General features: G+C 42.4%; 1 protein-coding gene and 1 pseudogene. Both read left to right on the top strand.

Translation table 11 applies throughout. The features are described 5' to 3' along the window. Window positions 1-54 precede the first annotated feature (54 nt). Window positions 55-624: a helix-turn-helix domain-containing protein gene (locus H9649_RS17710; protein WP_191696252.1), complete on the top strand. Its 570-nt coding sequence runs from the start codon at window positions 55-57 to the stop codon at window positions 622-624. Beyond that, window positions 618-1,451, top strand: a pseudogene (locus H9649_RS17705) (IS3 family transposase); the annotation flags it as partial. The gene H9649_RS17710 and the pseudogene H9649_RS17705, both read left to right, overlap by 7 nt. Between the last annotated feature and the right edge of the window lie 31 nt (window positions 1,452-1,482).

Raw genomic sequence — 1,482 nt, 5'->3', positions numbered from 1 at the left:
TGAAGTGCACCCCAAAAGTTAGAGTAGAAAATCTAACTTTTGGGGTGTTTTATTGTGGTTAAATATACGGATGATTTTAAGGTACTCGTAGTGAGAGAATACCTTAGTGGAACCATTGGATATAACAGATTAGCGAAAAAGCATGGGATTAAGTCCAAGAAACAAATCATAGATTGGGTGAATGCCTATAAACTGTTTGGCGTAGAAGGTTTGTTTCGAAAGACCAAGCATACGAATTATCCTGTTCAATTCAAGCTGGATGTATTAAGCTTTATGAAAAGGACAGGCGCTTCGCAGACAGTAACGGCACTTCACTTCAAATTGACTAATCCTTCAATGATACGTGATTGGGAAAAGAAATTCCTTGAAGGCGGTGTGGAAGCCCTGGACACCCCGAAAGGACGGCTAGCCATGTCTAACAAAGCGAAAAACGTGGAGAAGACTCAGAAGTCATCACACCAAGATGAATTGACGCGTGAACAGAAGTTGGAACGGGAAAATGAACTCCTCCGCTTAGAGGTGGCCTACCTAAAAAAGTTACGAGCTTTTCAGATGGAGCCGGACGCCTATCTCGAAAAGCACAGGCAGCACTATCATTCGAACTCAAAGAAGAATTCCGACTGACGGATGTCCTACAGCTGGTTGGCATCCCAGAGTCCTCCTATCACTATCATATAAAACAATGGAAACGGGAGAATCCTAATCAAGAATTGGAGGATTTGATTCAATCCATTTTTGATGAGAATAATGAGAATTATGGTTATCGCCGTATTCAACTGGAGTTGAAGAACCGCGGCTTTATTGTGAATCATAAAAAAGTGCAGCGGCTCATGCGAAAGTTAGGATTAAAGGGCAGTAAATTCACCCGCAGATCACGTCGTTATAGCTCGTACAAGGGGAATATTGGCACCATTGCGAAAAACCGTATTAACAGACGGTTCAAGACACCAATCCCTTGTCAAAAGCTGACCACAGATATTACTGAATTCAAGTGTTCGGATGGACCGAAACTCTATCTAAATCCAATAATGGATATGTACAACGGAGAAATACTCTCATACGGTATCAATATGCGACCGACTCTTGACCTTGTGATGGAGCCCTTAGAGGAAGCCCTTGAAATCGTAAAGAATGCAAAATACAGGACGACCATCCACTCAGATCAAGGCTGGCACTATCAGCACGGGAAATGGGTTGCGACCTTAAAAGAGCACAAAGTATTCCAGAGCATGTCGCGTAAGGGAAATTGTCTGGACAACTCCCCTATGGAAAACTTCTTTGGATTACTGAAACAGGAGATGTATTATGGTGAACCGCTGCGCACCTATGAGGAGTTAAAAAAGGCGATTGAGACTTATATCGAGTATTATAACAACAAACGAATCAAACAAAAACTGGCTGGCATGAGTCCGGTTCAGTACCGTCTTCACGCCAGCCAATTAGCTGCGTAATATAAAACTCTAACTTTTAGGGGTCACATCA

The organism is Sporosarcina quadrami, from assembly GCF_014836615.1.
GTDB classification, from domain to species: domain Bacteria; phylum Bacillota; class Bacilli; order Bacillales_A; family Planococcaceae; genus Sporosarcina; species Sporosarcina quadrami.
Note: the sequence above shows the minus strand (reverse complement) of the source record. Positions and strands in the feature narration are given on the sequence as shown.